The 15,693-nt window shown below is 66.5% G+C and carries 17 protein-coding genes and 1 tRNA gene; 14 read left to right on the top strand and 4 right to left on the bottom strand.

The features are described 5' to 3' along the window. Nucleotides 1-102: 102 nt before the first annotated feature. Nucleotides 103-2,853, bottom strand: a complete 2,751-nt coding sequence (gene acnA, locus G572_RS0108525) for an aconitate hydratase AcnA (RefSeq protein WP_029058105.1) — start codon at nt 2,851-2,853, stop codon at nt 103-105. Nucleotides 2,854-3,138: 285 nt separating this feature from the next. On the opposite strand from acnA, the gene ccmA reads away from it, so the two are divergent. The 8 genes from ccmA (at nt 3,139) to G572_RS0108485 (ending at nt 8,524) form a co-directional block, all read left to right on the top strand. Then, nucleotides 3,139-3,765: a heme ABC exporter ATP-binding protein CcmA gene (gene ccmA / locus G572_RS0108520; protein WP_029058104.1), complete on the top strand. Its 627-nt coding sequence runs from the start codon at nt 3,139-3,141 to the stop codon at nt 3,763-3,765. Nucleotides 3,766-3,773: 8 nt separating this feature from the next. Further along, nucleotides 3,774-4,433 (top strand): heme exporter protein CcmB, encoded by a 660-nt coding sequence (gene ccmB, locus G572_RS0108515; RefSeq protein WP_029058103.1) that lies wholly within the window; start codon nt 3,774-3,776, stop codon nt 4,431-4,433. A gap of 68 nt (nt 4,434-4,501) precedes the next feature. Then, on the top strand, nt 4,502-5,260 hold the full coding sequence (locus G572_RS0108510) for a heme ABC transporter permease (RefSeq protein ID WP_029058102.1): 759 nt from the start codon (nt 4,502-4,504) through the stop codon (nt 5,258-5,260). Then, complete coding sequence (ccmD, locus tag G572_RS0108505) at nt 5,257-5,463, top strand: heme exporter protein CcmD (RefSeq protein ID WP_029058101.1); 207 nt, start codon at nt 5,257-5,259, stop codon at nt 5,461-5,463. The genes G572_RS0108510 and ccmD overlap by 4 nt, the downstream gene beginning before the upstream one ends. Nucleotides 5,464-5,513: 50 nt before the next feature. After that, entirely contained in the window at nt 5,514-6,071 is a 558-nt protein-coding gene (locus tag G572_RS23145; RefSeq protein WP_051242026.1) for a DsbE family thiol:disulfide interchange protein, read from the top strand. A 6-nt stretch (nt 6,072-6,077) separates the two neighbouring features. Beyond that, on the top strand, nt 6,078-6,620 hold the full coding sequence (locus tag G572_RS23140) for an NUDIX hydrolase (RefSeq protein ID WP_037546262.1): 543 nt from the start codon (nt 6,078-6,080) through the stop codon (nt 6,618-6,620). A gap of 143 nt (nt 6,621-6,763) precedes the next feature. Then, on the top strand, nt 6,764-7,504 hold the full coding sequence (locus G572_RS0108490; RefSeq protein ID WP_029058100.1) for a DUF1223 domain-containing protein: 741 nt from the start codon (nt 6,764-6,766) through the stop codon (nt 7,502-7,504). A gap of 132 nt (nt 7,505-7,636) precedes the next feature. Beyond that, nucleotides 7,637-8,524, top strand: coding sequence for a cation diffusion facilitator family transporter (locus G572_RS0108485; RefSeq protein WP_029058099.1), 888 nt, complete (start codon nt 7,637-7,639; stop codon nt 8,522-8,524). Nucleotides 8,525-8,563: 39 nt separating this feature from the next. On the opposite strand, the gene G572_RS25420 is transcribed toward G572_RS0108485, so the two are convergent. Next, nucleotides 8,564-9,736 carry a hybrid sensor histidine kinase/response regulator gene (locus tag G572_RS25420; RefSeq protein WP_029058098.1) on the bottom strand — a complete coding sequence of 391 codons (1,173 nt, stop codon included), beginning with the start codon at nt 9,734-9,736 and terminating at the stop codon, nt 8,564-8,566. Between the two features lie 155 nt (nt 9,737-9,891). Here G572_RS25420 and G572_RS0108475 point away from each other — a divergent pair, with 155 nt between their 5' ends. Next, entirely contained in the window at nt 9,892-10,845 is a 954-nt protein-coding gene (locus G572_RS0108475) for an AEC family transporter (protein ID WP_029058097.1), read from the top strand. Here G572_RS0108475 and gluQRS read toward each other — a convergent pair. Beyond that, nucleotides 10,842-11,750, bottom strand: coding sequence for a tRNA glutamyl-Q(34) synthetase GluQRS (gene gluQRS, locus G572_RS0108470; protein ID WP_029058096.1), 909 nt, complete (start codon nt 11,748-11,750; stop codon nt 10,842-10,844). The genes G572_RS0108475 and gluQRS overlap by 4 nt on opposite strands. A 104-nt stretch (nt 11,751-11,854) precedes the next feature. Here gluQRS and G572_RS0108465 point away from each other — a divergent pair, with 104 nt between their 5' ends. Continuing rightward, on the top strand, nt 11,855-12,496 hold the full coding sequence (locus G572_RS0108465) for a DNA-3-methyladenine glycosylase family protein (protein ID WP_037546366.1): 642 nt from the start codon (nt 11,855-11,857) through the stop codon (nt 12,494-12,496). Nucleotides 12,497-12,591: 95 nt separating this feature from the next. Here the strand turns inward: G572_RS0108465 and G572_RS0108460 are convergent. Continuing rightward, nucleotides 12,592-12,666 (bottom strand) — tRNA-Gly (locus tag G572_RS0108460). A gap of 277 nt (nt 12,667-12,943) precedes the next feature. Here G572_RS0108460 and G572_RS0108455 point away from each other — a divergent pair. The 4 genes from G572_RS0108455 to G572_RS0108440 all read left to right on the top strand — a co-directional run bounded on the left by G572_RS0108455 (nt 12,944) and on the right by G572_RS0108440 (nt 15,631). After that, entirely contained in the window at nt 12,944-13,459 is a 516-nt protein-coding gene (locus G572_RS0108455; RefSeq protein WP_029058094.1) for a prolyl-tRNA synthetase associated domain-containing protein, read from the top strand. A 93-nt stretch (nt 13,460-13,552) separates the two neighbouring features. Beyond that, nucleotides 13,553-14,593, top strand: a complete 1,041-nt coding sequence (gene trxA, locus G572_RS0108450) for a thioredoxin (RefSeq protein WP_029058093.1) — start codon at nt 13,553-13,555, stop codon at nt 14,591-14,593. 104 nt (nt 14,594-14,697) lie between these two features. After that, the gene (locus G572_RS0108445; RefSeq protein ID WP_029058092.1) at nt 14,698-15,378 is read left to right on the top strand and encodes an LON peptidase substrate-binding domain-containing protein; all 681 of its coding nucleotides are present in this window, start codon (nt 14,698-14,700) and stop codon (nt 15,376-15,378) included. A gap of 43 nt (nt 15,379-15,421) precedes the next feature. Further along, nucleotides 15,422-15,631: a Trm112 family protein gene (locus G572_RS0108440; RefSeq protein WP_029058091.1), complete on the top strand. Its 210-nt coding sequence runs from the start codon at nt 15,422-15,424 to the stop codon at nt 15,629-15,631. Nucleotides 15,632-15,693: the final 62 nt, after the last annotated feature.

Here is a 15,693-nt window from a genome sequence, read left to right as displayed (position 1 = left end):
CGGATCCGCAGTGCAAAGCCTGTCGGACACGAATGCAAAAATGGCGGCCCACGCGTCGCGGGCCGCCATTCGGTTCGTCAGGTCACCGGGTCCTGTCCGGTCTTAGGCTGAAACGAGGTTTCTCAGCACATAGTGCAGGATGCCGCCGGCGCGCACGTATTCCAGCTCGTCCTCGGTGTCGATGCGGCAGAGCACCTCGATCACCTTCTTGGTGCCATCCTCGTATTCGACCTCGACATCGACCGTCTGGCGCGGCTTCAGCTCGGTCACGCCCTTGATCGTCACCTTTTCGGTGCCGGTGATGTTGTGGCTCTGCCAGCTCTCGCCGTCCTTGAAGGTGAAGGGCAGGACGCCCATGCCGACCAGGTTGGAGCGGTGGATGCGTTCGAACGACTGGGCGATCACGGCGCGCACGCCGAGCAGGCGCGTGCCCTTTGCAGCCCAGTCACGCGACGATCCGGTGCCGTATTCCTTGCCGGCAAAGATCACCAGCGGGGTGTCGGCGTCCTTGTATTCCATCGCCGCGTCGTAGATCCACTTCTTCTCGCCGTCCTTCATGGTGACGCCGCCTTCGACACCCGGAACCATCTGGTTCTTGATGCGGATGTTGGCGAAGGTGCCGCGCATCATGATCTGGTGGTTGCCGCGGCGCGCGCCGTAGGAGTTGAAGTCCTTCTTGGCGACCTGGTGCTCCTGCAGGTAGACGCCGGCCGGTGCGTCGGCCTTGATCGAGCCGGCCGGAGAAATGTGGTCGGTGGTGATGGAGTCCAGGAAAAGCCCGAGAACGGACGCGCCCTCGATGTCTTCCAGCGGCTTCGGCTCCATCGTCATGTCTTCGAAGTACGGCGGGTTCTGCACGTAGGTCGACCCGGCCGGCCAGCTGTAGGTCATGCCGCCTTCGACCTTGATGCCCTGCCAATGCTCGTCGCCCTTGAAGACGTCCGAATAGCGCTCGCGGAACATCTGCTCGTTGACGGACGAGCGAATGAGATCGGTGATCTCCGCCGTGGTCGGCCAGATGTCCTTGAGGTAGACGGGATTGCCGTCCCGGTCCTCGCCGAGCGGCTCGGTGGTGATGTCGACATTCAGGCTGCCGGCGAGCGCATAGGCGACGACCAGCGGGGGCGAGGCCAGATAGTTGGCGCGCACGTCCGGATTGACGCGGCCCTCGAAGTTGCGGTTGCCGGAGAGCACCGAGCAGGCGACCAGATCGTTGTCGTTGATCGTCTTGGAAATCGCCGGGTCGAGCGGACCGGAGTTGCCGATGCAGGTGGTGCAGCCGTAGCCGGTCAGGTTGAAGCCGAGCGCGTCGAGGTCCTTCTGCACGCCGGCCTTTTCCAGATAGTCGGTGACAACCTGGGAACCCGGTGCCAGCGAGGTCTTCACCCACGGCTTGACCTTCAGGCCCTTGGCGAGCGCGTTGCGGGCGACGAGGCCGGCGCCGATCAGGACGCTCGGGTTCGACGTGTTGGTGCAGGAGGTGATCGCGGCAATCACCACGTCGCCGTCGGCAAGGCCGTGGTCCTGACCGTCGACATCGTAGCGCTGATGCACCTCGCCGGTCACGCCGGTGGCACCTTCGCCCACGAAGCGGGCCTCGCCGGTGGAGGCCGCCGGAGCGGTCGGGCTCTTGCTGCCGCCCCTGATCTCCTTGAGGGCCTCGGCAAACTTCGGTGCGGCTTCGGTCAGCGCGACGCGGTCCTGCGGACGCTTCGGGCCGGCAAGCGAAGGCACCACGGTGGAAATGTCGAGTTCCAGCGTGTCGGTGAAGACCGGTTCATCCGTGTCGGAGGTGCGATACATGCCCTGGGCCTGGGCATAGGCCTCCACGAGCGCAACACGCTCGGCGTCGCGGCCGGTGGCCTTGAGGTAGCTGACCGTGTCGTCGTCGATCGGGAAGAAGCCGCAGGTCGCGCCGTATTCCGGTGCCATGTTGGCGATGGTCGCGGCGTCTTCCAGGCTCAGGTTGTCGAGGCCGGGGCCGAAGAATTCGACGAACTTGCCGACCACGCCCTTCTGGCGCAGCATTTCCACGACGCGCAGCACGAGGTCGGTCGCGGTAATGCCCTCGTTCAGCTTGCCGGTCAGCTTGAAGCCGACGACTTCCGGGATCAGCATGGAGATCGGCTGGCCGAGCATGGCGGCTTCCGCCTCGATGCCGCCGACGCCCCAGCCGAGCACGGCCAGGCCGTTGACCATCGTCGTGTGGCTGTCGGTGCCAACCAGCGTGTCGGGATAGGCCAGCGTTTCGCCGTCCTCGTCCTTGGTCCAGACCGTCTGGCCGAGGTACTCCAGGTTGACCTGGTGGCAGATGCCGGTTCCCGGGGGCACGGCGCGGAAGTTGTCGAACGCGGACTGGCCCCAGCGCAGGAACTCGTAGCGCTCGCCGTTGCGCTCGTACTCAAGCTCGACGTTTTTCTTGAAGGCGTCCTTGGTGCCGAAATAGTCGATCATCACCGAATGGTCGATGACCAGGTCGACCGGAACCTGCGGGTTGATCTTCTTCGGGTCGCCACCGAGCTTGACGGCGGCATCGCGCATGGCCGCCAGGTCGACCACGGCGGGGACGCCGGTGAAATCCTGCATCAGCACGCGCGCCGGACGATAGGAGATCTCGTGGCTGGACTTGCGCGTCTTGAGCCATTCGGCGCAGGCGAGGATGTCGGCCTTGGTGACCGTGCGGCCGTCCTCGAAGCGCAGAAGGTTTTCCAGAACCACCTTCAGCGAGTACGGGAGGCGCGACACGCCTTCCAGACCGTTCTTCTCGGCGTCGGGGATCGAGAAATACGTGTAGGTCTTGTCACCGACCTTCAGCGATTTCCTGGCTTTGAAACTGTCGAGCGATTTGGTCACGGCTGGCCATCCCTTCGTATCTCGTCGCGGCCGGCGCTGTGGCCGCGCACGTGCGCTAGAAAACTCATGGCGCGCAGCGTGATCCGGTGTCCGGTCCGCGCGCGTGTTGGCGCCCGTATAACGAATTTTGCAGCGCGGTGCCAGCACCGAGCGACGCGTTTCGCCTCGGCAAATGGGATAGGCCCCGGCACGGTCCCGGCCGCATTCACGCTTGATCCCGGATGGCCGGCCGTGCGATGCGAAACATCCCGGTGCGCATCGCGCTCCGCCCGGACCTGGAACACCATGCGTCTTGTTGCCGAAAACCTGTCCTGCGAACGCGGCGGACGCCGTGTGTTCTCCGATCTCGCGCTGACGCTGGAGGCCGGCCGCGCACTCGCCGTCACCGGGCCGAACGGGGTGGGCAAGTCGAGCCTGTTGCGCGTGCTCGCCGGCCTGGTGCAGCCGGCGTCCGGAGAAGTCCGGGTCGAGGACGGCGATCCGGAGCTGAGCGCCGGCGAGCATTGCCATTATTACGGTCATCTCGACGCGCTGAAACCCGCCCTCACCGTTCTGGAAAATCTCGCCTTCTGGACCGCGTTCCTCGCGCCCGGGCGAACCGGTGCGCAATGGCAGCCGATGACGCCTATCGAGGCGCTTGAAGCGCTCGGCATCGATCACGCGGGCGATCTGCCGGCCGCCTATCTCTCCGCCGGTCAGCGGCGCCGGCTGGCGCTCGCGCGGCTTCTGGTCGTCGCGCGGCCGGTGTGGCTGCTCGACGAGCCGACCTCCGCGCTCGATGCGGCGTCGGAGGCCCGGCTCGGCCAACTGATGAGCGCGCATCTTGCCGCAGGCGGCATGATCGTCGCCGCCACCCACCAGAAAATGCCGCTTGCCGACGTCGGCACGCTGCGCCTGGAGGCCCCGGCATGAGCGGCTGGATGGGGGCGTTGTTCCTGCGCGAGCTGCGCCTGTCGCTCAGGGTCGGCGGCGGGGCGCTGATCGGCGTCCTGTTCTTTCTCGCCGTCATCACCGTCATTCCCTTCGGCGTCGGGCCGGATCTCAACCTGCTGGCGCTGATCGGCCCGGCGGTCTTGTGGATCGGCGCGCTGCTTGCCACGCTGCTCGGCCTCGACCGGCTGTTTCAGGCCGACCGCGACGACGGATCGCTCGACCTCATGTTGATGTCGGGCCGTCCGCTGGAGGTGCTGGTGCTGGTGAAATGCCTGGCGCATTGGGCCGGCACGGGCCTGCCGCTCGTGCTGGCCGCGCCGGTGCTGTCGATCTTCCTCAACCTGGAACCGCTGGCGATCGGCGCGGTGGCGCTGACGCTCTTGGCCGGAACGCCGGCCTTGACGCTGATCGGTGCGATTGGCGCGGCGCTCACCGTGTCGTTGCGCCGGGGCGGGCTGCTTCTTGCCGTTCTTGTGGTGCCCTTCTCCATTCCGGTGCTGATCTTCGGCGTGAGTGCGTCGGGGGCGGCCGTGACGGAGCCGACGCCCTTCATGACGCCGTTCCTGCTCTTGTGCGCGCTGACGCTGATTTCGGCGGTCGTCGGGCCGGTTGCGGCGGCGATGGCGCTCCGGTTTTCCAGCGATTGACGCGGCATCCGGCCGCGCGCGTCGCGTCTTGCATTGAAAGGCTGGCCGCGCGCCACTAGAAATACATCATGGCCATTCTCGACCTTGCCAATCCGACCCGGTTCCTTGCGCTTTCGGCGCGGCTTTTGCCGTGGCTTTTCGCAGCGTGCGTCGTCGCCTTCGCCGCGGGTCTCTACATGACGTTCTTCGTCGCGCCCGACGATTACCAGCAGGGCGCCACGGTGAAGATCATGTATCTGCATGTGCCCGCCGCCTGGCTTGCCATGATGTGCTACTCGGTGATGGCCGTTTCCTCGCTGGGAACGCTGATCTGGAAGCACCCGCTGGCCGATGTCTCGGCCAAGGCGGCCGCGCCCATCGGCGCCGCCTTCACGCTGATCTCGCTGATCACCGGGTCGCTCTGGGGCAAGCCGATGTGGGGCACCTACTGGGTCTGGGACGCGCGTCTCACCTCTGTGCTGGTGCTGTTCATCATGTATCTCGGGCTGATCGCGCTGTGGCGCACCATCGAGGACCCGATCCGCGCCGGCAAGGCGGCGGCCGTGCTGACGCTCGTCGGCGCCATCAACCTGCCGATCATCAAGTTCTCGGTCGACTGGTGGAACACGCTGCACCAGCCCGCCAGCGTGATCCGCATGGACGGTCCGACGATCCATCCGACGATCCTGTGGCCGCTGCTTGTCATGGCGCTGGCCTTCACGCTGCTCTTCTTCGTGATGCACCTGATGGCGATGCGCAACGAGATCCTGCGCCGCCGGCTGCGCACGATGCAACTCCAGGCCGCCAGCGCGCGCGTCGGCGTGGCAACCTCGCAGGCCGCCGAATGACGGATCTTCTCGCTCTCGGACCCCATGCCGGGTTCATCGTCGCCTGCTACCTGGTCACGCTCGGGGTGATCGGCGCGCTGTTCGCGTGGATCCTCGCCGATGGCGCCCGGCTGCGGGCGCGGCTTTCTGCAATGGAGGCGCAGGGCGTGACCCGCCGCTCCGCCCGGGCGCGCAAGAGCAATGCCGGGGAGGCCGGATCGTGAGCCAAGACACAGGGTCTCCAGGCCACGCGCCGCGTCGCCGTATTCCGCTGATGGCGCTTCTGCCGCTGTTGGTGTTCGCGCTTCTGGCTGCGCTCTTTCTGGTGCAGCTCCTGAGCGGCAAGGACACGTCCCAGGTGCCCTCGGCACTGATCGACAAGCCGGCGCCGGAGTTCACGCTGCCGCCGGTTGCGGACCTGCGCGGCGACGACGGTTCGCCCGTCCCCGGCGTGGCGCGGGCGGATCTTCTCGGCCAGGTCAGCGTGGTCAACATCTTCGCGTCCTGGTGCGCGCCCTGCCGTCAGGAGCATCCGCTGCTGGAGGATCTGGCGCGCCTGGACAAGGCACAGATGATCGGGATCAACTACAAGGACAAGCCGGAGAACGCCCGCCGTTTTCTCGGCACGCTCGGCAACCCCTATGACCGCGTCGGCGCCGACGACAAGGGCCGCGCCGCGATCGACTGGGGCGTCTACGGGGTTCCGGAAACCTATATCGTCGATGCGGCGGGCATGATCCGCTACAAGTTCATCGGCCCGCTGTCGCCGGAAAGCTACCGGGATGTGTTCCTTCCCGAGCTCGACAAGATCCTCGCCACGCCGAACGGATAGAGCGGCATGGGCGACGGCCCGCTTTCCCCGGTCTTCCGCCGTGCCCGGCCCGAGGGCGACACGCATGAGCGCGACGTCTGCGAGCGTTGCGGCTTCGTGTCCTACGAAAACCCGCGCATCGTCGTCGGCTCGGTGGTGGTGCATGAGGGGCGTTATCTGCTCGGTCGTCGCGCCATCGAGCCGTCGCGCGGGCTCTGGACGCTTCCGGCGGGCTATCTCGAGCTTCACGAAACGCCGGAAGACGGCGCGCGGCGGGAAGCGCGCGAAGAACTCTGCGCCGAGATCGAACTCGACGGCCTGCTCGCCGTCTACACCATCGCACGGCTGTCCCAGGTGCAGATGATCTACAGGGCGCGTTTCGACGGACGCTTTGCGGCCGGCTCGGAAACGCTGGAGGCGGGCCTGTTCGACTGGGCCGAGATCCCGTGGCGGGAGATCGCCTTTCCGTCCGTCCACTGGGCGCTCAACCATATGCGCGAGGTCGATGCAGGGCGCGCGGCGGCCCCGCTCGCCAATCCGCCCGGCGAAACCGGCGCGATGTCGCGCTGAGGAATGCCGCGACCCTCAAGGGGTCGTGAGTGGTCATTGAACGCCGCCCTGCCTATTGTTGCGTCTGTTTTCGCACGCTCGTGCCCCGGCGATTCGCCGATCATCCGGATCGGGTCGCTCCGGTGCCAGGAAAGAACCGCGCAATGCCCATGCTTCTGCCTTCGCCGCGTCGTGCGCTGCGCGCCGTGCTGGCGGCGTGTCTCTTGAGTGCTCCGGTGCCTGCCGGTGCCTCGGACGGACCGCGCGCGGTGATGGAGCTTTTTACCAGCCAGGGCTGCTCCTCCTGTCCGCCGGCGGACAGGCTGGTCACGGAGATATCCCGGCGGTCCGACCTTGTCGTGCTGTCTTATCCCGTGGACTACTGGGACTATCTCGGCTGGCAGGACACGCTCGCCTCGCCGGCCAACAGCGCCCGCCAGCGCGATTATGCGGCCGCGCGCGGCGATCGCGACGTCTATACGCCGCAGATCGTGGTCAATGGCCAGGATCACATGGTCGGCAGCGACCGCCGGGCGCTCGATGTCGCGCTCGAATCGGCGGCGCCGTTGCCCGTCGATGTGGAGATCCTGCCGCGCAAGGATGTTCTCACGATCCGGGTTGACGGCCGCATGCCGGTGGCCGGGGGCATGGCGACCGTGATGCTCGCCCTTGTCGCCGCCCCGGTGAGCGTGGACATCGGGCGCGGCGAAAACCGTGGCCGCGAGGTGGTTTATACCAATGTCGTGCGCAGCCTGCGGGCGGTCGGCATGTGGGACGGCGGACGGGTGGAATTTCGTCTTCCGATGAGCGACCTGAAGAAGATGAAGGCGCAGCGCTGCGCGGTGATCGTGCAGATGGAGGACGGTGGCCGGCCGGGCCGTATCCTCGGCGCGGCGATCCGCTAGCGCGAAACGCGGACGCCGCCCGGGCGTTTGTCTTCCCGGAGAAAACAGGGTAGGGCTTTGCCGCCGGCGGGCGAACGGCGACTGCCGGGCGGCACGTCTGGGCAATGACCGATCCTGAATGGGCCGACCGTAATGTCCCTGCGCCTTCGTATCGCCTTTTCCAGCATTCTCGTCGGTTTGCTTGTTCTCGGGCTGAAGCTCGTCGCCTACTGGTGGACCGGTTCGGTCGCGCTGTATTCCGACGCACTGGAATCCGTCGTCAATGTCGCCTCGGCGATTGCCGCGTTTCTGGCCGTTTGGTTCGCCGCAAAGCCGGCCGACAGCAATCATCCCTACGGCCATCACAAGGTCGAGTATTTCGCTGCCGTTCTGGTCGGGGTGATGATCGTGCTCGCGGCGCTTTCGATCATCCGCGAAGCCTGGCTTGCCTATGCCGACCCGCAGCCGGTGGTGTTTTCCGTTGAGGGCCTTGCGATCAACGGCCTCGCCTCCGTGCTCAACGGGGTCTGGGCCTATGTGCTCATTCGCGTCGGACGGCAGCACCGTTCGCTCGCGCTTGTTGCCGACGGCAAGCATCTGGTCACCGACGTGGTGTCGTCGCTGGGCGTGCTTGTCGGCGTCCTGCTTGTGTTCGCGACCGGTATCCAGGCGCTCGATTCCCTCCTTGCCGGCCTCGTGGCGATCAACATCCTGTGGTCGGGATGGGGACTGGTGAAGGAATCCGTCGGCGGGCTGATGGACGAGGCGGTGTCTCCGGCGCTTCAGGACAAGATCCGCGACGCGATCTCCGAGGCCGGCGCAGGCGCGCTGGAGGCGCATGACCTGAGAACCCGGTCCGCCGGCCACGTGATCTTCATCGATTTTCATCTGGTCGTTCCCGGCGAGATGACCGTCGACCGGGCGCATGAGATCTGCGACCGGGTCGAAGAAGGCATCGCCAAGGGGGTTCCGGGCGCGCGCACGACGATCCACGTCGAGCCGGAGCACAAGGCCAAGCACACGGGTATCGTCGTTCTCTAGGCGTGCGATGGGCGCGGTTTCGGCGCGCCGGTCCAACAGTCACTCGCGGGCGGATCCAGCCGCATTGGCTTCGGCCATCGCGCGGTCGAGCGCGGCGAAGAGAACGGCCGGCGCGACGGGCTTGTCGAGGATCGCCTGAAAGCCGGCGTCCTCCAGCTTGCGGTGGTTGGGAAGGATTGCGGCGGTGATCCCGATTACCGGCAGATTTGCCGGCGTGCCCTTCAGTGCACGGATCGCGGAGAGCGTTTCCATCCCGTCCATGTCCGGCATGTTGATGTCGAGCAGTACGGCGTTCACCGCTTCGGTTGCCAGCCGTTCAAGGGCGTCTCGTCCGCCGTCGGCCAGAACGGCGTCGACGCCGAAGGCGCCGAGCATCGCCTCGAGCATCCGGCGGTTGGTCTCATTGTCGTCCACGACCAGCACCCGGCGCCGGGGCAGCGCACGGATGTTGGATGCATCGGCGTCGGCCCTTTCCGGGTCCGGGGCCGGGGCCACAAGGGGCAGCCGCAAGGCAAAGGTGGTTCCCATCGCCGAGGTCTCGACCAGGTCGAGCCGTCCGCCGGCGGATGCGGCAAGGCGCGCGGCGCTCCAAAGCCCGAGACCGCTGCCGGCCGTTGTGGCGCTGGCCCGCTCACCGCGCTTGCGCGGACGAAACAGATTGCCACGCTCCGCCTGGGGAATGCCGATGCCGGTGTCGCACACCTCGACCTCGAGCGCGGGGCGCGCGCCGCCATGCGTTGCCCGCGCCGTGACGGCGATCCTGCCCTCGCCCGTGTATTTCAGCGCATTGTCGATGAGAACGGACAGGATCCGGCGCAGCGTGAGCGGATCGCCGATGCCATAGGCCTCCAGATCGCCCGCGATGTCGCAGTCGAGACGCAGTCCGCGCGCCCTTGCATCGGCGGCGAACAGGTCGGTGACGGCGGAGATCGCCTCAACGGCCGTATCGTGTGCGCTCGCGCGTGGCGACGGCAGGCCGTCGGGATCCAGGAAATCCTGGGTCATCGCCAGAAGCGCGTCGATCGCCATTTCCAGCGTTCGGATGGCGGAGGCCTGACGGGAGGTGGTTGGGTCGAGATCGATCAGTTCCAGCGCCGTGCGCATCGCGGAAAGCGGCGTGCGCAGGTCATGCAGCAGGCCGGCCAGGTCCGGGTTGAGCTCCGTGCCCTCTTGCTGGCGGGGATCGTGCGGCGGTGTCGGTGTGTTGCTCATGGATGGCCTTGTCGCCGGCGGGGAATGCGCGACCGTGTCCCGCACTTTGACAGCCCGGCCGTGCAAATCAAGGGGGCGAGAGCTGCGGTTCGAGGCGCTTCAGTTCTGTTCGCGGCATGCTTGTGCTTGAACGGGGGCCATGCGAAAGAGCGATTATGGCAGACCAGATCCTTTCCATTGTGCTCCCGGTGTTCGTGCTCATCGGCATCGGCTATGGGGCCGCGCGCATCGGTCTGCTCGATGCGCGCATCGGCGATGCGCTGGGCAAGTTCGTCTTCGTCATCGCCATTCCGGTCCTGATTTTCCGCACGCTCGCCACCAGCTCGCTCGACGGCGTGTCGCCCTGGGGTTTGTGGATCGCCTATTTCACCGGCGTCGCGATCACCTGGGCGCTTGGCACGCTTGTCGTTCGTCGCGGTTTCGGACGCGATGCGCGCGCCGGGGTGATCGGCGGCATCAGCGCCGGTTTCGCCAACACGGTTCTCGTCGGCATTCCGCTGATCACCGCGATTTACGGCGAGGCCGGACTGGTGCCGCTGTTCGTGCTGATCTCGATTCACCTGCCCGTGATGACCGTCGTCTGTTCGGTGGTGATGGAACGTGCGGCCGTGGTCGACGGGACGCAGGAGGCCAAGCCGCTCGCAGGGGTCCTTGCAGGCGTGGCGCGCAATCTCGCCGCCAATCCGATCGTCATCGGCATTCTGGCCGGCGGCCTGTGGCGCATCACGGGCCTGCCGGTGAGCGGGATATTTGCCGATGTGCTCGGCCGGATCGCCGGCGCGGCCATTCCCGTCGCGCTGTTTTCGCTCGGCATGAGCATGGTCGCCTACGGCATTCGCGGCAACATCGGCCCAGGGCTGGTGCTCAGCCTGCTCAAGGTCGCGGTCATGCCGGCTATCGTCTATGTGATGGCCGCCCATGTGGTGCAGTTGCCGCCGCTGTGGGTGGCGGTCGCGACGCTGACGGCGGCCTGCCCGACCGGCATCAATGCATTCCTTTTCGCCACCCATTACGGCACCGGTCATGCCATGTCGGCAAACTCGATCACGCTGACAACGGCGGCGGCGGTGGTCACCACCGGTGCCTGGATGGTGTTCCTCGGCAGCTAGGAACCTGGATCCCGCGCGCCGAAGCCGATCCGGCACCGGATGTCTGCGGGGGTCTCGCCCGCCTCCCTGAGCGCGGAAAGCGCCGTGTCTCCCTGCGACTTGGAGAGCTTGCGCCCCGTCTCGTCCAGAATCAGCCGGTGATGATGGTAGGCGGGTTGCGGCAGGCCGAGCAGCACCTGCAGCAACCGGTGAACCGCCGTCGCCTCGTAGAGATCGCGCCCGCGCACCACATGGGTCACCCCCTGCAGGGCATCGTCGACGACCACCGACAGGTGGTAACTGGTCGGTGTGTCCTTTCGCGCCAGAACGACGTCGCCCCAGCGCGCCGGATCGGCGGCAATCGTTGCGGCCTGCTTCTCTGTATCGGCCTTCGGTGCGGGCATCTCCTGCCAGGTGAGCGGCTCGCCCACCCGCGCGACGGCCGTCTTCATGTCGAGCCTGAGCACGTGCGGGGCGTCGCCCGCCTCTCGCGCGGCGATCTCGTCCGCCGACAGCAGGGCCGCATCGCCGGGATAAAGCGGGGCGCCGTCGGGATCGCGCGGCCAGTGCTCGCCGTCGCGGGCTTCGGCGGAGGCGACGGCGTCGCGGATCTCGCGCCGGGTGAGGTAACCGCGATAGACAAGCCCCTGGTCTTCAAGCGTTTCAAGGGCGTTGCGATAGTCCTTGAAATGCGCCGACTGGCGGCGGACCGGGGTTTCCCACGCAATGCCGAGCCAGGCGAGATCGTCCAGCATCGCCGCCTCCAGCGCCGGTGTGCAGCGGGTGGTGTCGATGTCCTCGATGCGCAGCAGGAAACGGCCCCCGCTCGCCCCCGCGGCGTCGAAATTGATCAGCGCCGAGAGCGCATGTCCCAGATGCAGGCGGCCGTTCGGCGAAGGTGCGAAGCGATAGACGGGGTGGCTCATGTCTCGTCCATCCCAAGAAACGGCCGGGGCGTCAACGCATCTTGCGCGGCCGCGCGGGCTGGGGTCTCCTGCGCGCCAAGACCGGAGCGCGGAAGGACCGTTGGATGCAGTGTATCGATACCGAGGCGGACCTTTCCGCAGGCCTCGCGCGGCTTCTGGCAATCGCGCCGGAGCTGGCCCCGGTCGCGGAGCGGGCCGGTCCCCTGCCCCTGAGGCGCAGCTCGCCCGATCCGAAGGGTCTGCTGCGCATCGTCACCGCGCAGCAGGTGTCGCTGGCAAGTGCGGCGGCGATTTTCTCCAGGCTGGAAACGCTGCTCGATCCGTTCGACCCGGAAACGCTTTCGAAGACGGAGGATGCCGAACTCGCGGCCGCCGGCCTGTCGCGGCCGAAGATCGCAACCGTTCGTGCGGTGTCGGAGGCACTCGGCGACGGACTGGATCTTGCCGGGCTTGCCGATCTGCCGGGCGAGGAGGCGCATTCAAGGCTGGTTTCGATCAAGGGGATCGGGCCTTGGAGCGCGGATGTGTTTTTGCTGTTTTGTCTTGGGCACCCGGACATTTTCCCCGTCGGCGATCTGGCGCTGCGCGAGGCGGTGCGTCATGCGTTTTCGCTAAACGTGCGTCCCGACCAGCGCGAAACGCGGGTCCGGGCGGAGGCCTGGCGGCCTTGTCGCGGCATCGCCGCGCGGCTGTTCTGGGGGTATTATCGAAGCGTCACCGGACGTGGCTCCGGACTGCCGGCCTGAGGCGGCGTGTTGCGTCAATCGGACGCAACTTTCGCAATTCCGGCGACAATTTCGCCAGAATCCGCGACAGTTTTTGCAGATTTTGAAAGAGAGTTTGGAGCGGGCGATGAGATTCGAACTCACGACCCCAACCTTGGCAAGGTTGTGCTCTACCCCTGAGCTACGCCCGCATCCATGTGGCCGCCGGTTCGCGCCGGGGCCTGAGGTGGGCTGTATATGAACCAACGAAGCGGGGATTGCAACAGCCTTTTTCGCATCTCTGCGCGCAGCGCCCGACCTGTGGATTGACGGTGGATTTCTTGGCCTTGCCGGCTGTGGCAAGGCGAATTCGCAACCCCCCTCCCCGAAGCGCTTGTGTCGGATGCCGGCGCTCGGCTACAGCAGGCATATGCGCATGGCGCCGCGCCCTGCCGCCAGACGTGAACCGCCAACCCTTGCGAGGCCCCCATGCCGGCGACGCGATCCGATCTTCTTGCCTTTCTCGAAAGCCTCGGCATCGAGACGACAACGCAGGACCACCGGGCTGTCTTCACCGTCGCGGAGTCGGAGGGCATTCACGACACGATCCCTGGCGGCCACACCAAGAACCTGTTTTTGAAGGACAAAAAGGGGAGCCTTTTCCTGGTGGTGGCGCTGCATGATGCGGAGATTGACCTGAAGTCGATCCATCAGAAGATCGGCGCGCAAGGGCGGGTCTCCTTCGGCAAGGCGGATCTCCTGATGGAGGTGCTGGGCGTGGAACCGGGATCGGTCACGCCCTTCGCGCTGATCAACGACCGCGAGGCGCAGCGCGTCACGCCGGTGCTCGACGCAGCGATGATGGCGGTTGACCCGCTCAACTACCATCCGCTTCAAAACACGGCGACGACGACGATCGCGGCGGACGACCTGAAACGCTTTGTCGCGGCCTGCGGTCACACGGTGCGGGTTGTGCCGGTCAGCGGTCCGGCGGGTGACGTTTGAATTTTCGCCGCGAGGCGACCATGTTAGGCACAACGAAAAGCGATACAGGGCGCGCGCCGATGAGGCGTCGACGCGGGATTGGGGATACGAACCATGAGCAATGACGGGTTTTCGGTCGGCGGCAGTTTCGGCGGCAGCTTTGGCGGTGGACCGGCGCAGGGCGCGGGGCAGCCCGCAGCCCCGGCGGCGCCCCCGGCTCCGACGGGCCCCTCCGGTCTCGTCGGCGATCTCGCCCGCCCGGCCCCGGCCGGTGGCGCGGCTGCGGGCGATGTGATCATTGATGTCACGACGCAGACCTTCATGAGCGACGTGATCGAGGCCTCGCGCGAGCGGACCGTGCTGGTCGATTTCTGGGCGCCGTGGTGCGGACCCTGCAAGCAGCTGACGCCGATCCTGGAAAAGGCGGTCGAGAGCGCGCGCGGCGCCGTCGTGCTGGCGAAGATGAACATCGACGAGAACCCCGAAGTCGCAAGCCAGCTCGGCATCCAGTCGATCCCGGCCGTGATCGCCTTCAAGAACGGCCAACCGCTCGACGGCTTCATGGGCGTCCAGCCGGAAAGCCAGATCAAGTCCTTCATCGAGCGCGTCGCCGGTCCGGTCGGTCCGAGCGAGGCGGAGCAGGTGCTCACCGAGGCCGACGCGGCGCATGAGGCGGGCGATCTTGCCCGCGCGGCGGAACTCTATGCCGGCGTCTTGTCGATGGAGCCGGAAAACGCCAAGGCCTTCGGTGGCCTTGCCCAGTGCATGGTCGCCACAGGCGACGTCGCCCGCGCGAAGGAAGTGGTCGAGGCCGCGCCGGAGAGCATTGCAAACGATCCGGCGATGGCAGCCGCGAAAGCCGCCATCGAGCTTGCCGAACAGGCCGGGTCGCTTGGCGATCTCGCCGAGCTTGAAGCGCGCATCGAAGCCGATCCGGACGACCATCAGGCCCGCTTCGATCTCGCTGTCGCGCTCGGCTCGGGACCGGACAAGGAAAAGGCGGTTGACCACCTGATCGAGATCGTGCGCCGGGACCGCGCGTGGAACGAAGACGGCGCCCGCCTGCAGCTCCTCCAGTTCTTCGAGGCCTGGGGGCCCAAGGATCCGTCGACCGGCTACGGACGTCGGCGCCTGTCGTCCGTTTTGTTCCGCTGAGCGTAAGCAGCATCGAACGTGGCCGATTTCAGACCCGGGGCGGGTGGTCCAAGACCCGCTCCGGGCCCATATAGCCGGTACCGCCGCAAACGAGAGTGATGTTCATGCTTGCAGGCAACGCCACCTATGCCGGACCTGCGGATCTGCCGCAGACGGTGCCGCTTTTTCCGCTCACCGGTGCGGTTCTTCTTCCCAAGGCGCAGATGCCGCTGAATATTTTCGAGCCGCGCTATCTCGCGATGGTCGACGCCGCGCTGCGCGGCGACCGGCTGATTGGCATGATCCAGCCGGATTTCTCGATTTCCGGGGTTGAACAGGCGGAAAAGCCGCCCCTGGTCGGCATCGGCTGCCTGGGGCGGATCGTCGCCTACCAGGAAACCGGTGACGGGCGCTGTCTGGTCACATTGACCGGCGTCACACGCTTCGCGCTGTCGGAAGAGCTGGAAACGGTCACGCCCTATCGCATGGGGCGCATTTCGGTTGAGGATTTCGCCGTTGATTTCGAAACCGGCGAGGGCGAGGACGATGTCGACCGGGACGGGCTGGTTTCGGCACTTCGCACCTATCTCGACGCCAACGACCTGGAAGCCGACTGGGACAGCATCGACCGGGCGTCCACCGAGGTTCTGGTCAACGCGCTGTCGATGATGAGCCCCTATGGTCCTGCGGAAAAGCAGGCGTTGCTGGAGGCGCCCGATCTCAGGACGCGGGCCGACACGCTGGTGGCGCTGACGGAGGTGGATCTGGCCAAGAAGCAGGGCGACGACGGCGTCACGCTGCAATAGACTGGCGCGGTGCCTGCCGTGCGATCCGTGGAGACTTGAGATTATGGCATCCGAACCCGTTCATGCCCTCGACCGCAAGCTTCTTGAGCTGCTGGTCTGTCCGCTCACCAAGACGACGCTGGAATATGATGCGGCCAATCAGGAGCTGATTTCGCGCGCGGCCAAGCTCGCCTATCCGATCCGTGACGGCATTCCGATCATGCTGCCCGACGAGGCGCGCCCCATCGACGACGCGCCGGTGCCGCAGGACTGATCGTCGCTGCCCGAGGGTCTGCCGGGTCGCTGCGTGAGGGGTCGGCGACGTGGCTGCTGTTT

This window comes from Stappia stellulata DSM 5886, assembly GCF_000423705.1.
Classification (GTDB): Bacteria; Pseudomonadota; Alphaproteobacteria; order Rhizobiales; family Stappiaceae; genus Stappia; species Stappia stellulata.
Note: the sequence above shows the minus strand (reverse complement) of the source record. Positions and strands in the feature narration are given on the sequence as shown.

Coding starts and splice junctions, on each gene's coding strand:
- ccmA (WP_029058104.1), top strand. CDS start 3,139: ATGCGTCTTGTTGCCGAAAACCTGTCCTGCGAACGCGGCGGACGCCGT.
- ccmB (WP_029058103.1), top strand. CDS start 3,774: ATGGGGGCGTTGTTCCTGCGCGAGCTGCGCCTGTCGCTCAGGGTCGGC.
- G572_RS0108510 (WP_029058102.1), top strand. CDS start 4,502: ATGGCCATTCTCGACCTTGCCAATCCGACCCGGTTCCTTGCGCTTTCG.
- ccmD (WP_029058101.1), top strand. CDS start 5,257: ATGACGGATCTTCTCGCTCTCGGACCCCATGCCGGGTTCATCGTCGCC.
- G572_RS23145 (WP_051242026.1), top strand. CDS start 5,514: ATGGCGCTTCTGCCGCTGTTGGTGTTCGCGCTTCTGGCTGCGCTCTTT.
- G572_RS23140 (WP_037546262.1), top strand. CDS start 6,078: ATGGGCGACGGCCCGCTTTCCCCGGTCTTCCGCCGTGCCCGGCCCGAG.
- G572_RS0108490 (WP_029058100.1), top strand. CDS start 6,764: ATGCCCATGCTTCTGCCTTCGCCGCGTCGTGCGCTGCGCGCCGTGCTG.
- G572_RS0108485 (WP_029058099.1), top strand. CDS start 7,637: ATGTCCCTGCGCCTTCGTATCGCCTTTTCCAGCATTCTCGTCGGTTTG.
- G572_RS25420 (WP_029058098.1), bottom strand. CDS start 9,736: ATGAGCAACACACCGACACCGCCGCACGATCCCCGCCAGCAAGAGGGC.
- G572_RS0108475 (WP_029058097.1), top strand. CDS start 9,892: ATGGCAGACCAGATCCTTTCCATTGTGCTCCCGGTGTTCGTGCTCATC.
- gluQRS (WP_029058096.1), bottom strand. CDS start 11,750: ATGAGCCACCCCGTCTATCGCTTCGCACCTTCGCCGAACGGCCGCCTG.
- G572_RS0108465 (WP_037546366.1), top strand. CDS start 11,855: ATGCAGTGTATCGATACCGAGGCGGACCTTTCCGCAGGCCTCGCGCGG.
- G572_RS0108455 (WP_029058094.1), top strand. CDS start 12,944: ATGCCGGCGACGCGATCCGATCTTCTTGCCTTTCTCGAAAGCCTCGGC.
- trxA (WP_029058093.1), top strand. CDS start 13,553: ATGAGCAATGACGGGTTTTCGGTCGGCGGCAGTTTCGGCGGCAGCTTT.
- G572_RS0108445 (WP_029058092.1), top strand. CDS start 14,698: ATGCTTGCAGGCAACGCCACCTATGCCGGACCTGCGGATCTGCCGCAG.
- G572_RS0108440 (WP_029058091.1), top strand. CDS start 15,422: ATGGCATCCGAACCCGTTCATGCCCTCGACCGCAAGCTTCTTGAGCTG.